This window comes from Nostoc sp. (assembly GCF_036919615.1).
In the GTDB taxonomy this organism is placed as follows: Bacteria; Cyanobacteriota; Cyanobacteriia; order Cyanobacteriales; family Nostocaceae; genus Nostoc.
Window position 1 is genome coordinate 173308 of sequence record NZ_JBALCN010000009.1, and the last position, 21386, is coordinate 194693.

The 21386-nt window shown below is 42.1% G+C and carries 21 protein-coding genes and 1 pseudogene; 13 read left to right on the plus strand and 9 right to left on the minus strand.

Annotated features, from left to right (window positions below; all coding sequences use genetic code 11):
- Positions 1-14: 14 nt before the first annotated feature.
- Together V7K48_RS04020 and V7K48_RS04025 are read right to left on the minus strand one after the other, a co-directional pair.
- Positions 15-373: pseudogene (locus V7K48_RS04020) on the minus strand (hypothetical protein); the annotation flags it as partial.
- Positions 374-566: 193 nt separating this feature from the next.
- A complete protein-coding gene (locus V7K48_RS04025; RefSeq protein ID WP_335069811.1) occupies positions 567-902 on the minus strand; it encodes a hypothetical protein in 336 nt (111 codons plus the stop codon).
- A gap of 108 nt (positions 903-1010) precedes the next feature.
- On the opposite strand from V7K48_RS04025, the gene V7K48_RS04030 reads away from it, so the two are divergent.
- Together V7K48_RS04030 and V7K48_RS04035 are read left to right on the plus strand one after the other, a co-directional pair.
- Complete coding sequence (locus tag V7K48_RS04030) at positions 1011-1316, plus strand: hypothetical protein (RefSeq protein WP_335069813.1); 306 nt, start codon at positions 1011-1013, stop codon at positions 1314-1316.
- 109 nt (positions 1317-1425) lie between these two features.
- Positions 1426-1620 carry a hypothetical protein gene (locus V7K48_RS04035; RefSeq protein ID WP_335069816.1) on the plus strand — a complete coding sequence of 65 codons (195 nt, stop codon included), beginning with the start codon at positions 1426-1428 and terminating at the stop codon, positions 1618-1620.
- 6 nt (positions 1621-1626) lie between these two features.
- On the opposite strand, the gene V7K48_RS04040 is transcribed toward V7K48_RS04035, so the two are convergent.
- A complete protein-coding gene (locus V7K48_RS04040; RefSeq protein ID WP_335069818.1) occupies positions 1627-2646 on the minus strand; it encodes a metal ABC transporter solute-binding protein, Zn/Mn family in 1020 nt (339 codons plus the stop codon).
- A 43-nt stretch (positions 2647-2689) separates the two neighbouring features.
- Here V7K48_RS04040 and V7K48_RS04045 point away from each other — a divergent pair, with 43 nt between their 5' ends.
- From V7K48_RS04045 to V7K48_RS04060, 4 genes are all read left to right on the plus strand, one after another.
- Positions 2690-3433, plus strand: coding sequence for a metal ABC transporter ATP-binding protein (locus tag V7K48_RS04045; protein ID WP_335069820.1), 744 nt, complete (start codon positions 2690-2692; stop codon positions 3431-3433).
- A complete protein-coding gene (locus V7K48_RS04050) occupies positions 3433-4317 on the plus strand; it encodes a metal ABC transporter permease (RefSeq protein ID WP_335069822.1) in 885 nt (294 codons plus the stop codon). Before V7K48_RS04045 ends, V7K48_RS04050 begins: the two co-directional genes overlap by 1 nt.
- A gap of 368 nt (positions 4318-4685) precedes the next feature.
- Positions 4686-7661 (plus strand): L-glutamate gamma-semialdehyde dehydrogenase, encoded by a 2976-nt coding sequence (pruA, locus tag V7K48_RS04055; protein WP_335069824.1) that lies wholly within the window; start codon positions 4686-4688, stop codon positions 7659-7661.
- A 62-nt stretch (positions 7662-7723) separates the two neighbouring features.
- Positions 7724-8167 carry a GNAT family N-acetyltransferase gene (locus V7K48_RS04060; RefSeq protein WP_335069826.1) on the plus strand — a complete coding sequence of 148 codons (444 nt, stop codon included), beginning with the start codon at positions 7724-7726 and terminating at the stop codon, positions 8165-8167.
- A gap of 252 nt (positions 8168-8419) precedes the next feature.
- Here V7K48_RS04060 and V7K48_RS04065 read toward each other — a convergent pair whose 3' ends face one another.
- Together V7K48_RS04065 and V7K48_RS34860 are read right to left on the minus strand one after the other, a co-directional pair.
- Complete coding sequence (locus tag V7K48_RS04065) at positions 8420-10618, minus strand: calcium-binding protein (protein WP_335069828.1); 2199 nt, start codon at positions 10616-10618, stop codon at positions 8420-8422.
- A gap of 724 nt (positions 10619-11342) precedes the next feature.
- Positions 11343-11585 (minus strand): transposase, encoded by a 243-nt coding sequence (locus V7K48_RS34860; protein WP_442949401.1) that lies wholly within the window; start codon positions 11583-11585, stop codon positions 11343-11345.
- A 178-nt stretch (positions 11586-11763) separates the two neighbouring features.
- Between V7K48_RS34860 and V7K48_RS04075 the strand changes: the two genes are divergently transcribed.
- Both V7K48_RS04075 and V7K48_RS04080 read left to right on the plus strand, forming a co-directional pair.
- Positions 11764-12753, plus strand: coding sequence for a hypothetical protein (locus V7K48_RS04075; protein ID WP_335069830.1), 990 nt, complete (start codon positions 11764-11766; stop codon positions 12751-12753).
- 150 nt (positions 12754-12903) lie between these two features.
- A complete protein-coding gene (locus tag V7K48_RS04080; protein ID WP_335069832.1) occupies positions 12904-13071 on the plus strand; it encodes a hypothetical protein in 168 nt (55 codons plus the stop codon).
- Positions 13072-13078: 7 nt separating this feature from the next.
- On the opposite strand, the gene V7K48_RS04085 is transcribed toward V7K48_RS04080, so the two are convergent.
- Complete coding sequence (locus V7K48_RS04085) at positions 13079-15262, minus strand: PAS domain S-box protein (protein ID WP_335069834.1); 2184 nt, start codon at positions 15260-15262, stop codon at positions 13079-13081.
- Positions 15263-15965: 703 nt separating this feature from the next.
- On the opposite strand from V7K48_RS04085, the gene V7K48_RS04090 reads away from it, so the two are divergent.
- Positions 15966-16892: a cobalamin-binding protein gene (locus V7K48_RS04090; protein WP_335069836.1), complete on the plus strand. Its 927-nt coding sequence runs from the start codon at positions 15966-15968 to the stop codon at positions 16890-16892.
- 31 nt (positions 16893-16923) lie between these two features.
- Here V7K48_RS04090 and V7K48_RS04095 read toward each other — a convergent pair whose 3' ends face one another.
- From V7K48_RS04095 to V7K48_RS04105, 3 genes are all read right to left on the minus strand, one after another.
- Positions 16924-17226, minus strand: coding sequence for a TMEM165/GDT1 family protein (locus tag V7K48_RS04095; RefSeq protein ID WP_335069838.1), 303 nt, complete (start codon positions 17224-17226; stop codon positions 16924-16926).
- A gap of 203 nt (positions 17227-17429) precedes the next feature.
- Complete coding sequence (locus V7K48_RS04100; RefSeq protein WP_335069840.1) at positions 17430-17858, minus strand: TMEM165/GDT1 family protein; 429 nt, start codon at positions 17856-17858, stop codon at positions 17430-17432.
- Between the two features lie 126 nt (positions 17859-17984).
- Positions 17985-18335: a YkgJ family cysteine cluster protein gene (locus V7K48_RS04105; RefSeq protein WP_335069842.1), complete on the minus strand. Its 351-nt coding sequence runs from the start codon at positions 18333-18335 to the stop codon at positions 17985-17987.
- A gap of 302 nt (positions 18336-18637) precedes the next feature.
- On the opposite strand from V7K48_RS04105, the gene V7K48_RS04110 reads away from it, so the two are divergent.
- From V7K48_RS04110 to V7K48_RS04125, 4 genes are all read left to right on the plus strand, one after another.
- Positions 18638-19846, plus strand: coding sequence for a hypothetical protein (locus tag V7K48_RS04110; protein WP_335069844.1), 1209 nt, complete (start codon positions 18638-18640; stop codon positions 19844-19846).
- Between the two features lies 1 nt (position 19847).
- A complete protein-coding gene (locus V7K48_RS04115; protein ID WP_335069846.1) occupies positions 19848-20402 on the plus strand; it encodes a mechanosensitive ion channel family protein in 555 nt (184 codons plus the stop codon).
- Between the two features lie 189 nt (positions 20403-20591).
- A complete protein-coding gene (locus tag V7K48_RS04120) occupies positions 20592-20873 on the plus strand; it encodes a hypothetical protein (protein WP_335069848.1) in 282 nt (93 codons plus the stop codon).
- On the plus strand, positions 20874-21293 hold the full coding sequence (locus V7K48_RS04125) for a hypothetical protein (RefSeq protein ID WP_335069850.1): 420 nt from the start codon (positions 20874-20876) through the stop codon (positions 21291-21293).
- Positions 21294-21386 lie beyond the last annotated feature (93 nt).

Genomic DNA, 21386 nt, shown 5'->3' on the forward strand with positions numbered 1-21386 from the left:
CAGGAAATTAAAAATTTTATCCACAAAACAAAATATTTGTTTTTTTGTACCAATTCTTGAATAAATTTTAAAGCCTTGCCGCTCAGCTTTAACATCGAGCAAAGCCGAGATGTTAATCCAGCAAATCCCTATACATTACCCCAACAACATTTATTGAGAGATTAAACATCATTTTTGAGCCAAATTTATAATCATCGTCATGTCCAAAATTAATGAAGTTATCTTCTGGACAACAATCGCTAAATTCAAAGAACTCAAAAGTTTAACTGTCTGGATAACCCAAAAACCATAACAATTTACTTATCAGGGTAATAATTTTTGAATCAATAGGACAAATAGCATATTTGTCATTTAGCTTTTTGTGAGGTTTGTTATAATGACAATCATCGGATCAGCAAGCCTTACTCTTCAAAGCTAAACAACTAACACATACATCAGAAGACTTAGCAAAACGCCTAAAGTTAGATGTTGAAACCTTAAAGAAGGTAGGGAGGAATGCAAGAATTTTCGCTAAATAAATCGCAGTGGAACAAATCAAAAGACCCCAGTGGTTAGAGCATCAGAGATTAAAGAGTCAATTTACCAGTTTGCAACATTTGAAGTGCTAAAGCACGACAACTAGAGCAGTCACAGCCAAACTTGGCGATTGCTATATCCCCGACTGTATCACCATTTGCATCTAGAGAAAAAACTCGTGGATTCACTTGTACAACCAAAGTTTCAGTGGTTTGTGTGGCAGAACTCTTTGTTGGTGAAGCAACAGTACCAGCAACTTGATGCGTTGGTGCGCTGGTAATTGTAGCTTCCGAAGGTTTACCTTTTGCAACAGCGGCATGGCTCATCAAGACAAACAAATACAAAACACAAGAGCTACTAAGCAGTGTGAATATTGTTTGATTCATGACAAAAATCTCATGTTGTAGTTTATCAAGTTAAAGTTTAACATTAGCATAAACATCTGCTATAACTAAACAGTTAAAATAGCGACAACTAAAAAATAAATACACACGATGAACTCAAAAATTTTAATGCTGCTTGGCTGCTCTAGCTCTCTAGCTACAACAATTCTAGCCCCTCATTCTGTCCAGGCTCTGATGCCAAATAAAATACCAGGAGCAAATGTACATGTTCCAAGTGTGAATGTGACTGGTACTTCCTCACAGTCAGAATTTTCACAAGACTCGAGAATGTCAGAGAACATGGTTAAACAGTATGCTCAGACAAAGTTTGGCTGCACCTGTGCCAGTTGTATGAACTTGGCACGTCAAATGCTCCAGCAAGATGGCTCTGCCCCAACTAGCCCTGTGGGATTTTAAATTGCCCAAAATATAACTAATTTCTTAGGCACTTACCAGTAATAAAATGCCCTTGCTGGAAGCAAGCGGGAGCATACGTCTCCGTCAGAAAAAGAGTAGGGTAGGCGCGTTGTCCGCGCCCTCAAAACTTGCATTAGCGACTGTGCATAGCGTCACCCGCAGGGTAGGGCATTTTATTTCTTGGATCTCCTTTAAGCGAGTATTTTGGTCATCATCAATGATTGTTGAGCAAAAAATCATTGATGATGTTGACTGTTGTATCGACCAAGACAGCGATGCCCAACCTAGTCATCGCCTGCGCTAACTGTGATTATTTAGGCTTAAACTCCGTATACTTGCCTCCTAAACCTTCTACAATCGTGCGTGTATTGGCAATCAGCATTCCTTGGTAAGTTTCGCCCTCTGTCCCTTTTTCTCCCAAACCATCAGCAAACAATTCTCGGTCTGAAACCTTAACTTTTGCCTCTTTTGCTACCGCCTGAATTAGTTTCGGGTTAATTGTCGTTTCTGCAAAAATTGTCGGCACACCCTCTTTTTTAATATTTTTTGATAATGCACCTACTCGCGCAGGTGTCGGCGCTTCTTCTGTGCTAATGCCCCCTAGCGCCCCTTCAATAGGAATTCCATAAGCTTTGGAATAGTAACCAAAAGCATCATGGGTGGTGACTAATTTGCGTTGCTTAGGTGGAATTGTGGTTATTTCTGATTTAATCCAGGTGTTTATCTGGCTGATTTCACTAGTTAGCTTTTGAGTATTGCTAGTATAAGTTGCAGCATTATTTGGGGCTAACTTTCCTAACTCTTGGGAAATCGCCTGTGCTATGGCTATCCCATTCTGGGCATTGTGCCAGACATGGGGGTCGGTAACAGTTTTACCATCCTCGTCAAACTGCTGAGGCTTGGGGACTGCTACTTCATCTACAGCCACCTTGGGAGCAGGATTTGAGGTAGCTTTAATTAGCTTGATTAAACCAGGTTCAAAGTTGTAGCCACCGTAGAGGATTAACTTAGCTTGCTCAATTGCTTTGCTATCCTCCGGCTTGGGTTGGTATATGTGAGGATCTGAACCGGGATCGATTAAGCATTTAAGGTCAATAGTATCACCTGCAATTTCTTTGGTTAAGCCACAAGTAACAGTATTGGTGGCGACTACTAACGGGCCTTTCCCACTAGTTTCTGGTGCGGGTGAAGTACCTGTTTGGGGAGCCGCCAGATTATTCGCAGGTGCAGAAGTGGGTTGGCTGGTTTCTGATCTCGGACTACATCCAAGTAGTCCGCATGTTAGGGCAAGAGCCGCTAAGGATTTCAATCGTAGTTTGTAAGATATCATAAATCTGATTGCTTCAGTTATATTGATTATCATTACCATATAAATGGTAAATTTATTTATGTTGGAAGTTAAAGATTTAGCTGTAAACTACCGGGGAGTCACAGCGGTTGAGGATGTGAGTTTCCGCTCCTTTCCAGGACAACTTGTGGGTGTAATTGGCCCCAATGGTGCGGGTAAAAGCACGATGGTGAAGGCAATTTTGGGTTTAGTACCAACTACCAGCGGAATTGTAAAGTTTCGCGATCGCGCTTTGAAACAACAATTAAATTCTGTTGCGTATGTACCACAGCGATCGCAAATTGACTGGGATTATCCGATAACAGTCCAGAATGTGGTGCTAATGGCGCGGACTGTGCATACAGGTTGGTTTCGCGCACCTTCACGATCATCTCAAGAAATAGTTAAAGATGCTTTGGCAAGGGTGGGGATATTAGAGTTGCGATCGCGTCAAATAGGAGAATTATCAGGCGGACAGCAACAGCGAGTATTTTTAGCACGAGCTTTAGCACAACAAGCCGAATTATTATTTTTTGATGAGCCATTTGTTGGAGTTGATAAAAAGACAGAAGCTATCATGTTTGATGTATTTGAAGAACTAAAATCTCAAGGTAAAATTTTGCTGGTAGTCACTCATGATTTGGGAACTACTTTGACCAAATGCGACCAGTTACTGTTATTGAATAAACAAATAATTGCTAACGGTTCAATGACAGAAGTAATGACAGCAGATAATATTCAACGTGCCTATGGAGATAGTATATTAATCTTAAATAGAGAAGTAGTTTAATGTTTAATTTGCTAGTTGAACCACTAAGTTTTGAATTCATGCGTGGGGCAATTGTTACAGCAATTCTGCTAGGAATTCTTTGTGCTGTTGTGGGTAATTATCTGATTGTTCAACGCATGGGAATACTGGGAGATGTAATTGCTCATGCAGTTTTACCAGGACTAGCTATAGCCTTTTTCTTAGGTATTGATATTTTCTTAGGTGCATTTATCTGCGGAACTCTCAGCACTTTTGTTATTTCTTGGATTCAATCTCAATCCCGGATTAAAGTTGATGTAGCAATGGCGTTAGTTTTTTCTGGTTTTTTAGCTTTGGGTATCATGTTAGTCACCTTACTAAAAAGTAAATTAGACCTGCATGAGTTTTTATTTGGTGATATCTTGAGCGTCACCACAGATGATGTTAAGCGGACTGTAATCATTACAGTTGTTGTCTTGCTTTTAATTAAACTATTTTACAAAGAATTGTTATTTTATACTTTTGATCCACTGGGCGCTCAAGCAAGTGGTTTACCAATTAATTTAATTCATTTTGCTTTAAATGGTGCTATTACTTTGACGATTGTTGCCAGTATGCAAACTGTGGGTGTAGTGTTAGTTGTTTCGCTGCTGATTGGCCCAGGAATTACAGCTTATTTATTAGTTAAAGAATTACACCAAATGATGCAATTAGGCGCAGTTATTGGGGTGATTAGTAGTGTAACTGGAATGTATATAAGCTATTATTTCAATGTCCCATCTGGTGCTGCGATCGTTTTAGTTGTTTCCGTACTATTTTTATTAGCATTATTTTTTAGTCCTACCCAAGGAATTTTGACCAGACCAGAAATGGCTCATCAAAGAGCTAGGCTTTTTAGCCAGTTCAAATTTCAAAAGACAAAGTGAGCCAGTGCGTTTCTGAGCAACCCCGTGCGGGAGTTCCAGAGTTGAGGGGACGATAGTACAGCGGACGCATAAATCCAGCTACCATTTCAATTAACTAGGACTAGTACAGCGCGGCGGAAATAAACAACCCATTCCAAATCAACGAAACGCTTATGCTGTATTCATTTTGACTTTTGACTTTTGACTTTTGACTTCCGCCTTGCGGTACTAGTCCTATTAACCAGACTTGGGGCAAAATTCCCTTATTAAAGGTAGACAAACTGACGCCACAGTTTACTAGATATGGTGACAGCTAAATGAAAGCGTCAAAATAGAAGAGACAGGCTTTGTACAAAAAGCCTTGCCTTGATTAACGGAGTTTATTATCAGTGGTATTACAAGTACAAACAAGCACCTACGAAGCTAAAACCCAAGAAATTGCTAAACAACTTCTAGCAGCAACACAGGAAAATCGTTCGTTTTTTTCTTCCCTGCGGGATCAAATGCGCTGGGATGATAAATTACTAGCTTGGGCGATGAGTAATCCTGGGTTGCGGGTGCAACTATTTCGCTTTATAGATACGCTACCTGCTTTGCATAGTAAATCAGAAATTGCCTCACATTTACAAGAATATTTAGGAGATGAGTCTGTAGAATTACCGGCAGCTTTGAAGGGGATGCTAAACTTTGCTAACCCCGACTCTATGCCAGGACAAGTTGCTGCTACAACCGTTGGTACAGCGGTTGAGACTCTTGCTCATAAATATATTTCTGGGGAAAATATTAAACAAGTCATCAAAACAGTTGAACGACTGCGAAAAGAAAAAATGGCTTTCACCATCGACTTACTTGGTGAAGCAGTGATTACCGAAGCTGAAGCGCAGTCTTATCTAGAACGATATCTAAAATTAATCCAACAACTAGTAGAAGCATCGAAGAATTGGACAGCTATCCCGGCTATTGATGAGGCTGATGGCGAACCAATCCCAAAAGTTCAGGTTTCTGTGAAGTTAACAGCGTTTTATTCTCAATTTGACCCTTTAAATGCTAAAGGTAGTGAGGAGCGAGTTAGCGATCGCATTCGTATTCTCTTACGTCGTGCTCAAGAATTAGGCGCAGCTGTGCATTTTGATATGGAACAGTATGCCTATAAAGACATAACTCTCAGCATCCTGAAAAAACTGTTACTAGAAGAAGAGTTTAGGCAACGCACAGATGTTGGCATCACAATTCAAGCATACCTGCGTGATAGTGAGCAAGATACCAAAGACCTAATTTCTTGGTTGAAACAACGCGGTTACCCCCTGACAATCCGCTTGGTGAAAGGCGCATATTGGGATCAGGAAACTATTAAAGCAGCGCAGAAGCACTGGCCACAGCCAGTTTACAACGATAAAGCAGCAACTGATGCTAACTTTGAAACGATCACTCAGTTATTGCTAGAAAATCATCAATATGTGTATTCTGCCATTGGTAGCCATAATGTGCGATCGCACGCTCGTGCCATTGCCATAGCTGAAAGTTTAAATGTCCCTCGCCGTCGCTTTGAATTGCAAGTCCTCTACGGTATGGGTGATAGAGTTGCAAAGGCATTGGTTGACAGGGGTTATCGGGTGAGAGTTTACTGTCCTTACGGTGAATTATTACCTGGGATGGCGTATTTAATTCGTCGGTTGTTGGAAAATACGGCTAATAGTTCTTTTTTACGGCAAAATATGGAAAATCGACCGATTGAAGAGTTATTAGCGCCACCGATTGTTAAAGACACAAAAAATAAAAATTCCCCTGTGTCCTCTTCTTTCCTTGGTGCTGCTGATACCGATTATGCAGTGGAAGAAGTGAGAACGAAAGCAGCGCAAGCTTTCCAAAGCGTTCGTCAACAACTCGGTAGAACTTATTTGCCGTTGATTGATGGGGAGTATGTTAATACGCCGGAATTTGTTGATTCTCTCAATCCTTCTAATTTCAGCGAGGTAGTTGGTAAAGTTGGGTTGATGAGCGTTGAACAGGCCCAACAGGCGATGCAAGCTGCGAAAGCTGCGTTTCCTGGGTGGAAGAAAACACCAGCTAAACAACGCGCTGATATTTTGCGGAAAGCGGGTGATTTGATGGAACTCCGCCGCGCCGAACTTTCAGTTTGGATAGTTTTGGAAGTTGGGAAACCAGTTAAGGAAGCTGATGGAGAGGTTTCGGAAGCGATAGACTTTTGTCGGTACTATGCTGATGAGATAGAACGGTTAGATAAAGGTGTTAATTACGACATCCCTGGCGAAACTAATCATTATATCTACCAGCCACGAGGCATTGCTGTAATAATTTCTCCCTGGAATTTCCCGTTAGCGATCGCTTGTGGGATGACTGTAGCAGCTTTGGTTTCAGGCAATTGTACTCTCCTAAAACCTGCGGAAACATCTTCTGTGATTGCCGCAAAACTCGCAGAAATCTTGGTAGATGCTGGTTTTCCTAAAGGTGTATTTCAATACGTACCTGGTAAGGGTTCGCAAGTCGGCGCTTACTTGGTAAATCATCCAGATACTCATGTAATTGCTTTTACGGGTTCACAGGAAGTCGGCTGTAGAATTTACGCAGAGGCGGCAACTTTGAAACCTGGGCAAAAGCATATGAAGCGAGTGATTGCTGAAATGGGCGGCAAAAATGCCATTATTGTCGATGAAAGTGCTGATTTAGACCAAGCAGTTGTGGGAATAGTGCAGTCGGCATTTGGTTACAGCGGACAAAAATGTTCTGCCGCTTCCAGGGTGATTGTGCTGCAACCAATTTATGATACTTTTGTGCAACGGTTGGCAGAAGCGACAAAATCCTTGAACATTGGGGAAGCAGAGTTACCGAGTACACAAGTTGGACCGGTAATTGATGCTAATGCCCGCGATCGCATCCGCGAATATATTGAGAAGGGTAAGGCAGAAGCAGAAGTGGCGTTGGAGTTACCAGCACCCGAACAAGGATATTTTATCGGGCCTGTGATTTTTAGTGAAGTATCGCCGAATGCGGTAATTTCCCAGGAAGAAATTTTTGGCCCTGTGCTGGCGGTAATTCGGGTAAAAGATTTCCAGGAAGCGCTAGCAGTCGCCAACGGGACAAACTACGCCTTAACTGGCGGACTTTATTCTAGAACACCTTCGCACATTCAGCAGGCGCAGACAGAATTTGAAGTCGGGAATTTGTACATCAACCGCAATATTACAGGAGCGATCGTTGGACGGCAACCCTTTGGTGGATTCAAACTTTCTGGAGTCGGTTCTAAAGCAGGCGGCCCTGATTACCTGCTACAATTTTTGGAACCACGCGCGGTGACAGAAAATATTCAGCGCCAAGGTTTTGCACCAATTGAAGGTGCTGATTAAACTATAGAAAAAGGTGGGTTTTTCCCCACCTTTTTTGATATACTAACCGCAAATATAGTTTGATGAGTAATTTAGTTATAAAAGTTGCTGATTTACCTGAAGAATTTCCAGCGATCGCAGCAATTAGAAAATCAGTTTTTCAAGAAGAACAAGGGGTAGATCCCGCTTTAGAGTTTGATGGCAAAGATGAAATATCTCAGCATTTGATTGCTTATTTAGATGAGAAAGCTGTGGGTACTACCAGAATTAGATATTTAGATGACAAAACTGCCAAAATAGAAAGACTTGCTGTTTTGTCTACAGTCAGAGGACAAGGTATTGGTAAGAAAATCATGGAAAATGCACTAGAGGTTATAGCTAAGAAAAATATTCCAGAAGTTGTAATTCATGCCCAAGAGTATATAAAAATTTTATACGAAAAATTGGACTTTGTACAAGAAGGAGAAATATTTAAAGAAGCTGGTATTCCCCATGTGAAAATGAGAAAAATTTTCCACTTAGTGTGATTTAGGATTGCTATATCGATTAGTTTATTAACACTAATTACAGCAGATTGTAACTTCTCTACAAGAGGCTACGCCAAGGTGAGGTACAGGTTATCGTAGGGGCACAACATTGTTGTGCCCCTATTTGTGTACTTAATTTAACTGAAAAACGCTGTATATTCATAAATCGAATGCGAGATGTCTATAATAGCACCTCGCATTTCGAGAATTTATGATTTTTATGTGCCTAGAGTGATGAAACGCTCATCACGATTAAGCAATCACAGAAAAATTGTATTCGGTTAGTGCTACTCCAGCGAATAGTTGTGCAAATTTTACCTGAGTAAATGCACTTGCACTGCCATCTTGGTCAAAATACAATGCACCTGTAGTGTCATCATAGATAAATCGCTGGGCGCTCGTCGTTGCAGATGTTCCGATGGTAAACTGATTATCTGACAAGAGATATAGTGATAACCCGCCACCAAAACCACCAGATGATACCTGAATAAATTCATTAGTAGCGTTGAAGTCATAAAGACTATCAACGCCATCATTGAAACTATTAAAAACAAAGGTATCAGCACCATTCCCTCCATAGAGGGTATCATTACCTTTCCCACCTATCAGCGTATCACTCCCGGCACCACCGTTTAAGGTGTTATTGCCTAATGCGCCAGAGGCACTAAGAGAATCACTGCCATTGCCTCCATTGAGTAAATTACTGCCCGTTGAATTCTCAACTTTCAAGACATCGTTACCAGCGCCACCGTTGAGGGTGTTATTGCCTGAAGAAATCCGATAGAAGCCTCTGAAGTAGCTAGAGGCACTAAGAGAATCATTACCATTGCCGCCATCAAGTAGGTTATCACCTGTAGAAGCGTCAACATTCAAGGTATCGTTACCAGCACCACCATTGAGGGTGTTGTTGCCAGAAGCGCCATCACCGATAAATGCGACAGCGTAGTTGCTGAATCCGCTAGAGGCGGAGAGATAATCATTATTATCGCCCCCATCCAGAAGGTTATTGCCTTTTGTAGAGTCAATACTCAAGGTATCGTCACCAGCGCCACCATTGAGAGTGTTATTACCAAAAAACTTATCGATTGTTCCGCCGGGGTCGGGGCCGGGGCCGGTTCCGCCAGAGGCAGAGAGATAATCATTGCCATCGCCCCCATCCAGTAGGTTATCGCCTATTGATACGTCAATATTCAAGGTATCGTTACCAGCGCCACCGTTTAGGGTGTTATTGCCTGAGGATACATGGGGGCCGTATCTATTTACCTCACCAGAGGCGGAGAGATAATCATTACCATCACCTCCAGAGAGTAGGTTATCGCCTGTTGATAAGTCAACATTTAAGATATCGTTACCAGCGCCACCGTTGAGGGTGTTATTTCCAGAAGCACCATTGCCGTCTTGGTAGAAGGCATAAGCAGAGAGATAATCATTGCCATCACTACCATTTAACAGGTTATCGCCTGTTGAAAAGTCAACATTTAAGGTATCGTCACCAGTGCCACCGTTGAGGGTGTTATTGCCAGAAACGTTATAGAAGTCGTATTCGCCGCCGTAGTAGTAGCGAGAGGCAAAGAGGTAATCATTGCCATCGCCTCCAAAGAGCAGATTATCGCCTGTTGAACCGTTAGCGCTCAAGGTATCGTTACCAACACCACTGTTGAGGGTGTTATTGCCTGTTGATAAATCAGCATTCAAGTAATCATCACCAATACCACCAACAAGGGAGTTCTTGCCTTCACCACTTTCGAGGATGTCATTCCCCGCACCACCAATGAGAGTATCATTCCCCGCACCACCTCTCAAAATGTCGTTGCCACTCAAGCCATCGATTTTGTCATTACCGCCCTGACCATTGACGACATCATCTGAGTTATCTAAACCCGTAATATTGTTGGGTAGGTCATTGAGGAAGGTGACTGTGTTCTTGTTGAAGATAGTGCTTTGGGTGGAGTTGGCATTGAAGACATCAAAGCTTTCACTAATGATAGTTTGTCCATCAAACAGGATATTCCCAATGGCTGGTCTTGTTCCAGAAGCTTTTAGGTTATTTAGGTTTTCTAGTTTGAAGTTTTTTAGAATAACTTTTTTATGATTTACCCTTTTATCAAAGGTGATTTCCAGATTACTGCCATTCTGGGTAAGCAGCAGATTTTCGACAGTCAATCCATCCCCTTGGAATTTGACGGTATCCACTTCAGCAATGACTGCTGCTGTTAGGTTTGTACTTTTACCTACACCACCGAAATCGGTGATGGTATCAGTGTCCTCCTTAAAGTAGTTAAAATAGATGTTGTCGTCAAAAAAAAATTTATCCTTACCACCGCCACCTGTCAGGGTGTCGTCGCCCTCGTTAGCTGTGATGATATCATTGCCTGCAAGACCGTTAATCGTGTCCGCACTGTTAGTACCGAGTAGGGTATCATTACCCTTGGTTCCAATGATATTTGCCATAACTTTTATCTTCCTGAATCGATTTTTTCAGTAACTTAAGTTCTCAACCTGCTGTTTGTGCTGTTTCCAGGCACAATGAACTCGCAAAGAGTTGACGCTTTCGGCAATACTTTAAAGTCATCCTTGAGAGTCACCAATTTTTCTCAAAGATTTACCCTGCTGAGTAGCTTGTAAGTACCATTTATCCAACTATCTAGGACTATCTAAGTCTTAGGCACTGTACAAATTTATGAACTTGTGAATTCAGGAAAATGGGTCATTTCAAGCTTTTTTTAACTATCTTTGATTCAGTACCTATTGCTGAAAAAGCGTCGAAAAATCAAGCTTGAATACCTGAAATTCCCACTTCATCTTTGATTTTTTGTCAATGCGTAAGTCTTACTATCTCCTTAAAAATAGGGAATAGTTTACCCTAGATAGGCAAAGGGATTTTCATGCTCCTGTCGTGGGTTATTGCCGGTGGGTATTTAGCTTGAAAATACCAAACATCTAAATAACCTAACAATAACTACATACTAATTATTTACTAAGATGTCTATACTTTAAGAGACATCTTTGCATATTCTTCACATTATTTAGGGATAAATGTATATATAAATACTTAGTTTTATGTAATCCTTACATTTTTAGATTGATTGCAGGGATGTCCGAGTTGGGCTAGGCCTAAGGGATGATCAAGATCAGGCGATGCCTGCGGCGGGCTACGCCTACGCTTGGCATCATTCTACAATACCTTATTGAGACTAATAATATGAATGCGATCGCCGTATAAGATTGCGTTAACGTAGACGCATTTGCGCAGCGTCTGTCTGCGACACGCTGCGCGAACGTAGAGAAGCGGCAAGTCGAGTGACATCGCCTGCATATCGACACTACGTTTTCGACCACCATTTTTTGGCTGAGGAATTAGTCCTGATAGTAGTTCCCACTGTTCTAAAGTCAGATTACTTGGGTACGATGGATTCATAGCTTTCATAACTGTCATACTTAAGTATTTTTTCTACTGACCAAAGAGGCTCTGTGCAGAGAGCTCTTAGCAAGGGAGAAAGATTCTGGAACTCTCCTACCTGATTTCCTCTTCATTGACAGGATACCGTTATGTAGGCTTTCTTACTTCTCAGACATCCTCTAAGAGGTTTTGGTTCATGAAACGGTTGTTTGCTTTTATTACAATTGCTTTCCTCTGCTTTAATTTCGCTCATCATGTCAACGCATCTGGGTCAATTTCAACACTTGCAGATAATAGTTGTACTTTAAGGGTGTTGAAAAAAGGAGAGGGTTGTTTTCTTTACAAGGTTGAAGCTGGCGATTTCTCTATCCCTGTTTACTACTACCTACCTAATCAATTGGAGGCAAATACTAAAGTGGTATTCGCCATGCATGGCGAACAACGGAATGCTGAAGATTATAGAAATGACTGGAGAAATATCTACAATGGCAAGGGCAGCGACAATCCAAGTTTTATCCTGCTTGCTCCCCAGTTTAACCAAAAGCGCTATCCATTAGCTACAGGGTATAATCTTGGCAACATGTTTACAGAAAATTTGAAAATTCTAAATCCTCGAAACCAATGGGCGTTTACTGAAATTGAAAATATTTTTGACTTCGTGAAAAGAAGCACTAAAGTCAACGCAACCAATTACTATCTCTATGGTCACTCTGCTGGCGCACAGTTTGTACATCGAATGGTCATCTTTATGCCCCATGCACATATTAAAAAGGCGATCGCCGCAGAGGCTGGTTCGTACATAATACCCGATGAACATACGGTCTATCCCTGCGGTTTCAATAAAGAAACCGGAGATCAACTGCCATCTGTGGACTTGAAAACGACCTTCAGCACACCAATGACAATAATTTTAGGCACAAAAGATAACAAACCTTTATCGGATAAGCATGATACCTATAAGTGCGATGCACAACAAGGTTCTAATCGTTTGGCTCGTGGTGAATATTTCTACACTCAAGTAAAAAGCGTTGCTAATAATAATAAAGAAGATTTTCAATGGACTCTCAAAAAAGTTACTGCTGCTCACATTGTTGCAAAAACGAATCCCCCTATTGAAGATCCGATGTTGGTATCTTGTGCCGTAAAGGAGTTTTTTCCGGAATTAACGGGGGTTAACTGCAAATAGGGGAGTGTTACCGAAGCTGCAAAAGCGTGCTTTCACAGCTGCACTTCTAGATTATTTAGATTTCTTATCTTGGCTAATTTAACTAGTTTTTATTATGATTAGTGATCGCCGGCAACCCCTTCACCTTGCTCCCATTTGCTCTCCAGACCCGTGCAAACTATAGTTAAGAAAAAAGATTTAGAAAAAATTGATTTGGAACCACAACAACTTAAGTTTGATGATTTCGTTGCCCGTTGCCCTGAGAAATTAGAATTCAGAGATGGATACATGGGCAGGACTTACGCAAATAATAACCGAAAAGAAAGATTTTATTTTTAGGGGCAATTCATGAATTTCCCCTAAAACTCAAATATCGTGTCAATATTGACTCTAATTGCACTAACCTAATGGGTTTGAGAAGATAGTCGTTAGCACCAGCTTGCAGAATCAAAAGTTTCTCTTCTGAAGGTTCATTAAAGCCCATCATTACCACCTGGATATCTTGCAAAGAAGGTTCTTGCTGAAGAGTATTTAGCAAATCCCAGCCACTAGCATTACCTGTTAACTGGACATCCAAGAAAATTAAATCTGGTTGGAGGTTTTGTACCTCTTCCAAAAATTTATTTCCGTTATCTATCCACTTAACTTGGTAGCCAATTGTCTGGAGATAATCTTGCAATCCTGTGCTAGTATTTTCCGCTTCTTCCACAAGTAAAATGATTTGATTTTGGGGGGTAGCTGGGCAGGATGTTGCTCCCTGATCCCTCGGATGCACTGGATTTGGTAAAAATAGAGTGAACTGACTACCCTTTCCGAAAGTCGATGTAAAAGTCACATCTCCACCATGCAAACGCGCTAATTTGCGTGTTAAAGCTAAACCCAAACCAGTGCCTTCATACTGCCGATTTAATCGACTATCAAGCTGTTTAAACGGTTCAAATAGAAATTGAAACTGATTTGAGTCTATACCAATTCCAGTATCTGAAACTGTAAACGTTATCCCTTGCAGTACTTTTTTGACTACCAGCGATACCTGACCAGCTGGGGTGAATTTAATCGCATTGGTGAGCAGGTTGAGTAGCATTTGCTTGATGCGTCGGTCATCAGCAATGCAAATATCCGCTTCTAAGTCAATTTCAGATGTGAGTTGCAATCCCTTTTCTAAGGCGCGATCGCGTACTGTCCATATGGCATAATTACATATCTCTAACACTGGCAAAGGTGATAACAACAGTTCCTCTTTGCCTGCTTCTACCTTAGATAAATCAAGGATATCGTTAATCAGTGCCAGTAGGTGTTCACCACTACTATATATAGAATTTACATATTCGTTCTGCTTTTCATTGAGTGAGCCAACTATTTCTTGTTGCAGCAACTGCGACAAACCCATAATCGCATTCAGAGGTGTCCGCAACTCATGGCTCATGGTTGCTAAAAATTCACTTTTTGCCCGACTAGCAGTTTCTGCTGCTTCTTGAGAAGCACGCAGTTTCAACTCTGTCTGCTTGCGTTCAGTAATGTCCTCAATCATCGCTAGAAAAAACTCAGGTTCACTATTGCTGTCTGGTATAACAGAAACAGAGATATGAGTCCAAACTAAGCTACCATTTTGATGCAGGCAGCGTCTTTCCATCTCAATCCGATGTTTTTCGACAGGCTGTTCCTGATGTTCAAAGGGTTGGAAACCGACACTCGAAGTTCTCTCTAAGTCTGTGCGAATTCCTGACATCAGTTGTTTGTAAAGTTTTAAATCCCCCTTTTGTGTGAGAATGTAATCTGTAAAGCGCTTGCCGTATAGTTCTTCTTGGCTGTATCCTAAAATCTCGCACAGTGCCAAATTAGTATCGACTATCTGCGCTTTCATATCTATAAGTCCAATGCCGATAGAGGAACGCTCAAAAATCGCCCGGAATTGCGCCTCACTCTGTCGCATTGCTTCCTGTATGACGTTTCGCTCGTTCATTTCTATGGCCAGTGTCACGAAATCCGCAATCGAGCCAGCAAAAGTCTCTTCCTCCAAAGTCCATTGGCGAGCTTCACCTATGTGTTCGTGACACACTACGCCCACCAAATGTCCCTCTAGCCAAATTGGTACATCAAGCAGGGATGTGATGCCCAATACAGAAAGATAAGACTCGGATAATTCTTGGGTTCTTGGATCGTTTCTGGTATCATGTGCGACAATGCTACGTTCCTCTTCTAAAGCCTGGAAATAAGCCAGATAATTTGTTTTTAAAAGCGAGTTACCAAAGGTATGCTCCTTAGTGCTCAGATCATATAAATCGATGCATTCAATTTTTGAACGTTCTTCATTATATAACCACACCCCAACTCGCTCGACTAATAGCGTCTGAGCAGCAGTTTCTGTGATTTCCCTTAACGCTGCATTGAGATTACCTTGCTGAAATGTCTTGCTCCTTGCCAGTTGCACCAGCGTCTGGCTTTGTTTTCGCCGACTATTTTCTCTGATTTGTAAAGCCTTTTGGGCCTGGTTGTGCTCTGTAATATCTCTAGCCAACACCACCTGCATTAGTTGCCCTCAAGAAGAAATAATTTTGCCTTGCAGCTCTACAGAAAAAGTAGAACCGTCTTTGTATAACTACAATTACTTCATAAGGTTTTTCATAACCGGAAAGTATTTTTATTTTTAATCAAATCTGATGATTCTGGATAACAAATTATAAACTAAATTTTGCTAATAACTTCTGTTAGTTCATGCCAGTGATTTTTGCTAAGAGATAATCAGCATTTAAAATAATTCCACTATCAAGTGATTCTACTATCAAGTAGTATAAGACTAATATTTTATTTTTGAAAGACACCCTATAAGACTACTTAGATTATTTCAAAAACAATTTACAATTCCTATATATAAGATTCATATCTGATTTTTAAAAGACACTTAGCGTGGGCAATGCTCACCCTACATTTAAGCTTCAAATGTACGGAATTTTTTCAAAAATCAAACGTCTCATGCCACTTGCTTCCAAGGGAAAACCCCAGATGCTCTCTACGAGACGATGCCGCGCATGGGAGAAGACCGCGCTGACTCACAATTTGGTTGAGGTTTGAATCCCCATCAAAGTTGTTCCAGTCCCTAATTCCTAATCGCCAGTTCAATTTCTTGCTAAGTGCTGACAATGAAAATACCCTTGATTCTCCTAGAGAAAGATGCCTAAAGACTTAAATTTTGCCAAAATTAAGGTGACGGCAGCTTTTGTGGAGGTGGAGCGATGACGGATAGTAATGTGAGAATTGTTTCCCTGATTCCCGGTGGAACAGAGATTTTAGCGGCACTAGGGTTGGTTGATGCTATTGTGGGGCGATCGCACGAATGCGATTACCCTCCAGAAATCCTCAATCGCCCCATTTGTACCGAAGCACGCTTAAACTCTAATGCCTCCAGTAGCCAAATTCACGATGACGTAAACAATTTATTGCAATCTGCTCTTAGTATTTATCAAATCAAAACAGATGTTTTAGAGCAGTTGCGGCCTACCCATATTCTCACTCAAGATCAGTGCGATGTTTGTGCTGTCAGCTTAGACGAAGTTGAAAAGGCTGTTGCCACACTCATTGACAGTAAACCTCAGATCATTTCTTTACAACCCAATATTCTCCAGGATGTTTGGGCTGACATTGAGCGAGTCGGCAACACCTTTGGTGTAGACTCAGTAAAAGTCTTAGAAAATTTAGAAGCTCGCGTCAAAATTTGTCAGCAAAGAATCCAAGGACTTTCTTTAAATGAAATACCTACTGTCGCCTGTATCGAGTGGACTGATCCTTTGATGGTTGCCGCGAATTGGATTCCTGAATTAGTTAACTTAGCAGGAGGACATTCTCTATTTTGTGTTACAGGTCAGCCTTCTCCTACCTTGCCGTGGGAAACACTATTAACAACTAATCCAGATGTAATTGTTTTTATGCCTTGTGGCTTTGATTTAAATCGCACTCGCCAAGAAGCCAATTTGTTAACTCAACGTCCAGAGTGGGAAAAACTGCACGCAACCGAAGCTGGTAGGGTATACATCACTGATGGCAATTCTTTCTTCAATCGTCCAGGGCCACGACTAGTAGATTCTCTAGAAATTTTGGCAGAAATTTTGCATCCAGAAATTTTTCAATACGGTTACAAAGGAACCGGTTGGGAAGCTTTGTAATTTAGCTGGATGTGCAAACTAGATGATTTGGTTACGGTGTTTGTTCAGAATCTGCCGATGGTTCATTGTTAAATAACAGCAGGCGTGCAGAGAGGATGGCAAATCCTACAGCAGCGATCGCTTTTAACAAGCGTGTAGGTAATAATTCTGCTACTGCTCCCCCTGCTAATGCTCCCAACAGGCTTGTCAACAGCAGTGCGCCTGCTGCGCCAAAAAATACTGCCCGCGGAGAATTAGAACGCCCTGAAAGTGCGATCGCTGCTAGCTGACTTTTGTCACCCAATTCTGATAAAAAAACTGTAATAAAGCTCAGTCCTAAAAGATGCCAATCCATATGATTAAGGGGGAGTAGGGAATGGGGGAGATGAGGGAGCAGGGGAAGATGAGGGAGAATAACTCTAACCCCTGTACAGACGCGATTAATGAGCCAGCGCGTTGCGGTGAATCCAGCGCTGTAGGCGGGTTTCCCGCCGTAGGCGACTGGTGAACCCGAAGGGGGGTTCCCCCCGTTGTAGCGACTGGCGTCGCGTCTTTTAACTAACCTTGGAATATATCCCAAAACAGCATTAGGGAAATCACCAACAACATCACACCTGCTGATTTTTCTATAGTTTTCGGGCTGAGTCGGCTAGCTATCCAACTACCTAAAAGCACACCTAATAAGCTGGTGGTTATCAACGCAGCCGCAGATCCTATAAATACAACCCACGGCGAATGAGATTGTGCACTCATTAACAGCGTGGATAGCTGAGTCTTATCTCCAATTTCTGCTAGAAAAATAGTTACAAAAGTTGTACCAAAAACTACCACCACTGATTGCTGCTTTTGAGGACTATCCGCAACTACAGCCTGAACTGGCTGGGCGATCGCTGGAGTTAAGTTAAAATCAGTGCTGTCTTTCAGTTCTAGCTCAATTCCAGTCTCAGATATGCCAGAAATGTCCAAAGGAGCAGAGTCAAGTTTCACGAGCAGTAGTTTTGTTGTTAGGTTGCTTTCATATTTCTATCATATTCTCAGATTGTTATAATAAATTGCAACTCCACAGATGAATACAAAAAAATTATCGGGTGTGTTTGCGTCCTTGCATCCTATTTACAAGCCAACAGCTTTATTGAAGCGGATTATTTCCAAACTGCGATCGCCATATACTCCCTCTATTTGCTGGCGACAGCAGTCAATGGCAAAATCGTTAACTTCTTCTGGTTCAACCCCATACATATCTTGAAATACATCTGATTCCACACGGCAGAAACGAGGACGATCTGAGTAGATGCGGCATTCTCGCGTGGTATGGTCGAAATTAATGCACCATCCCCCTTCACCTACCATGCTGAGGTAGAGTTCTAGTTCTGGTGGAGAGAGATACTCATCCAAATCTGGACGCTCTGCTGGATCAAGATTACAGCAGGCTCCACATTGCTTTACACATTGCCAAGTTGCCATTTTGGATTAGGGAGTGGGGATTGGGGATTAGGCGAGTAACGTATCATCTAGAATCAGTCACGGTCTTGCTTCTTACCAAGTGTTTTTAGAAGCGCGATCGTGCGTGCTTTGAGATTGGGATACGCTGCATTACAAACGGTGTCCTTGTGAGAGTCTTCAATCAAATTCTTGGTGATTGGTAAAGAACTTAATCTTGGTATAAATATACTACTAATTTGTATTTCATTTAGGATTGCTATAGGCAATTAAAGTAGGACGATGACCGACACTAATATCAGCTACTCAATCACTTGACCATAGATATGTTCCTGTTTAATCGCTTCCTCCATTCAATAATTCGGTTTGTGCTAGTCAGTGTGATGACGATCGCAATGGTGCTTGGTTGGAGTGCGATCGCTCACAGTCAACTACCTTCGTTACCTACCGCAGCCTCTAACGATCCGCATAAGCCACCTAGTGGTGTTACCCGCCTCGGTATGTATGAAATTGCGTCAGTGTATTCACCCTTAGACAGAAACTTATTGTTTGAGATTGTCTCTCCCACTGTTTTTAATCGTAGCCAACCGCCAGATGGATCTCTTCCAGTAGAGGTACGTGCCGAAGAAATAACGCAACGGCTGATGCGAGCGCTCGACCGAACTAACAAAGCTAAACAAACTCCTCTAGTTTCTATTGCCATTCTAAATCAGGATTTAATCCTCCAGCTCAGTGACGATCAAACGACTCGTCCTTTAAGGCTGGTAACAGTAACAGAACCAGATGCTGACTACCACGGGAAAACTCTGGAGGTATTGGCGCAGGAGTGGCAAAAAATATTACAAGCAGAAGTCGAACGCATTAATAGACTTTTCTCGCATAAGGTATTGTGGCAACGAATTGGACAGGCACTGCAAATCAGCATCAGCTTAGTGTTGGGGAGTGTTGTGTTGTGGTTACTGCGGCGAACTTTAATTCGCAAACAGACGGCATTGCAAGTTCGCCATCAAGAGCAGAAAGCTGCGGTAAAACAGGGTGTCGTCAAGCGAGCTGAGGCAGAAACATCCACAACTATTCACACAATAGAGACCAGCGAAAAGAAAACAGATGCAGACATGATCGCCCATCAGCGATCGCAGTTTCTAGAAATGATCCAGCGACAGTTCAGCCTCAAGCGCCAACTGGGGATCTATTCTCTGCTCACATGGCTACTGTTTTGGACATTTATTCTGATGTGGTACATCGGGATTGTGGTGATCATGTATCGCGTCCCCTACCTCATGAGATGGTTGAAGGACGCTTTAGCCAGGCCCCTGGCGCTACTGATTATTTGGTTTTTCATCAGTCTTGTTATTCGGATCGGCAAAACCTTAATTGACCGCCTCACTGATGTCTGGACAACCCATTCCTCTCTCCCTTTGAGTGAAACTCAACGGATTGCGCTACGAGCTGTAACAGTTTCCGGGGCACTCAAAGGATTAATCACCTTTGTTTTCTATTACCTTGGGTATCTTGAAGTCTCTAAACGCATTTAATATGCCCACCGGTTCAATTTTGGCAGGGGGCGCTGTCATCGGTATCGCCATTTCTCTTGGTTCCCAAAGTCTGATTAAAGATTTGGTCAATGGCTGCTTGATTTTAATGGAGGATCAATTTGCTGTGGGAGATGTAATTGAGATTGGGGATAAAAGCGGACTGGTGGAAAATCTCAACCTGCGGGTGACTCAACTACGTAATAACGAAGGTAAACTAATTACCATTCCTAATAGCAATATCATGAATGTCAGCAATCTAACCCGCCTCTGGTCGCGGGTAGACTTTTCTATTGTAGTGGCGTATGAAAACGACCCCAAGCAGGTTTTAGAGATTCTCAAGCAAGTATGCAAACAATTGTATAGCGAAGTAGAATGGCGCGATCGCCTGCCAGAATCGCCCCAAGTGTTGGGGATTGATGACCTATCCCACATGGGTATGTTAGTGCGCGTCTGGATTAAAACCGCACCTATGGAACAATGGAGCGTTGGGCGAGAGTTCCGTCTACGGGTACGGCAAGCCTTTGAAGCCAACAATATTCAAATTGACGCAAATTGAGGATTATTAGCCGGGAATAACTTATCAGAACTGCTAAAACCTTTTGCGATCGCTCTGGATTATTGGCTTCAGTTAGCTTATTTTGAATTCAAAAACTGTATCTCAAAATACTGACTTTACCATTCAACCTCTTGGTGATAGAGTGATCCAATCAATTTATATCTATTCAAAACAACAATTAACATAACAATGAAAACATTGCGGGCTTTAACGCCGATCGCGCTGGGTTTACTTACACTTACAGTCGCGAGTTCTGTGAATGCTCAAGCGATAATCGATACTGTAGACAACGGTAATTTCAGTGTGACGGGGATGACGCGAGGAAGCGGTTGCACTGTCCTTTTTAGCCCTCAAGGGGAGCTAGTTCAAAATGGTCGTTCCTGTAGTTCAAGAGAAATTGGTAAAGCTCAAACTGCGATCAATACCTATCTCCGGGAGCAAAGCGCACCTGAGCGCAACAGTGACGACTGAATGCGCCAAAGACTGACCTTAATCTGCTACGGTGAAGGTCGCAAACCAAGTCTTGAAAACCGCAACAGCTATGAGTGGAACTCACGTCGTCATCACTATGAACTGCAAAATCGTGTAGAGTCTTCGACAAACGAGTTCGATTCCGAGGTTCAAGTCGAGATTCGTAATATGCAGGGAAAAATTCATCTGGGCGGAAAACTCATCCCGCCAATTAATTCAGGCGGTACTGATGGATGGTGGAACCTCAACGATCTCCGTGTCACACCTGAGCAAATCACGGGAAAATACCGGGTGAATGGGCTAAATCATCCGCATGTTGAGATCGATCGACGCAGTGGACGGATTGCCATTAATGGGATTGAGCATTTCCGTGGTAGTTGTGATTCAGGCGACTGGAGCAGTGACAGAACTCGTTTCTAGTCTGGCTACTTTTTGTCTAAGTCCCAATAAGTAACGTCAGTTCATCCTGGGCTTTGCCAATGGCGGTAGAAATGCGGCGACTGTATTTGGGAA

Excerpts from the sequence above, each read along its gene's own strand:
- V7K48_RS04075 (WP_335069830.1), top strand. The coding sequence starts at position 11,764 with ATGAAACGGTTGTTTGCTTTTATTACAATTGCTTTCCTCTGCTTTAAT.
- V7K48_RS34860 (WP_442949401.1), bottom strand. The coding sequence starts at position 11,585 with ATGAATCCATCGTACCCAAGTAATCTGACTTTAGAACAGTGGGAACTA.
- V7K48_RS04060 (WP_335069826.1), top strand. The coding sequence starts at position 7,724 with ATGAGTAATTTAGTTATAAAAGTTGCTGATTTACCTGAAGAATTTCCA.
- V7K48_RS04105 (WP_335069842.1), bottom strand. The coding sequence starts at position 18,335 with ATGGCAACTTGGCAATGTGTAAAGCAATGTGGAGCCTGCTGTAATCTT.
- V7K48_RS04115 (WP_335069846.1), top strand. The coding sequence starts at position 19,848 with ATGCCCACCGGTTCAATTTTGGCAGGGGGCGCTGTCATCGGTATCGCC.
- V7K48_RS04065 (WP_335069828.1), bottom strand. The coding sequence starts at position 10,618 with ATGGCAAATATCATTGGAACCAAGGGTAATGATACCCTACTCGGTACT.
- V7K48_RS04110 (WP_335069844.1), top strand. The coding sequence starts at position 18,638 with ATGTTCCTGTTTAATCGCTTCCTCCATTCAATAATTCGGTTTGTGCTA.
- V7K48_RS04050 (WP_335069822.1), top strand. The coding sequence starts at position 3,433 with ATGTTTAATTTGCTAGTTGAACCACTAAGTTTTGAATTCATGCGTGGG.
- V7K48_RS04030 (WP_335069813.1), top strand. The coding sequence starts at position 1,011 with ATGAACTCAAAAATTTTAATGCTGCTTGGCTGCTCTAGCTCTCTAGCT.
- V7K48_RS04025 (WP_335069811.1), bottom strand. The coding sequence starts at position 902 with ATGAATCAAACAATATTCACACTGCTTAGTAGCTCTTGTGTTTTGTAT.
- V7K48_RS04045 (WP_335069820.1), top strand. The coding sequence starts at position 2,690 with ATGGTAAATTTATTTATGTTGGAAGTTAAAGATTTAGCTGTAAACTAC.
- V7K48_RS04120 (WP_335069848.1), top strand. The coding sequence starts at position 20,592 with ATGAAAACATTGCGGGCTTTAACGCCGATCGCGCTGGGTTTACTTACA.
- V7K48_RS04095 (WP_335069838.1), bottom strand. The coding sequence starts at position 17,226 with ATGGATTGGCATCTTTTAGGACTGAGCTTTATTACAGTTTTTTTATCA.
- V7K48_RS04085 (WP_335069834.1), bottom strand. The coding sequence starts at position 15,262 with ATGCAGGTGGTGTTGGCTAGAGATATTACAGAGCACAACCAGGCCCAA.
- V7K48_RS04040 (WP_335069818.1), bottom strand. The coding sequence starts at position 2,646 with ATGATATCTTACAAACTACGATTGAAATCCTTAGCGGCTCTTGCCCTA.
- V7K48_RS04090 (WP_335069836.1), top strand. The coding sequence starts at position 15,966 with ATGACGGATAGTAATGTGAGAATTGTTTCCCTGATTCCCGGTGGAACA.
- V7K48_RS04125 (WP_335069850.1), top strand. The coding sequence starts at position 20,874 with ATGCGCCAAAGACTGACCTTAATCTGCTACGGTGAAGGTCGCAAACCA.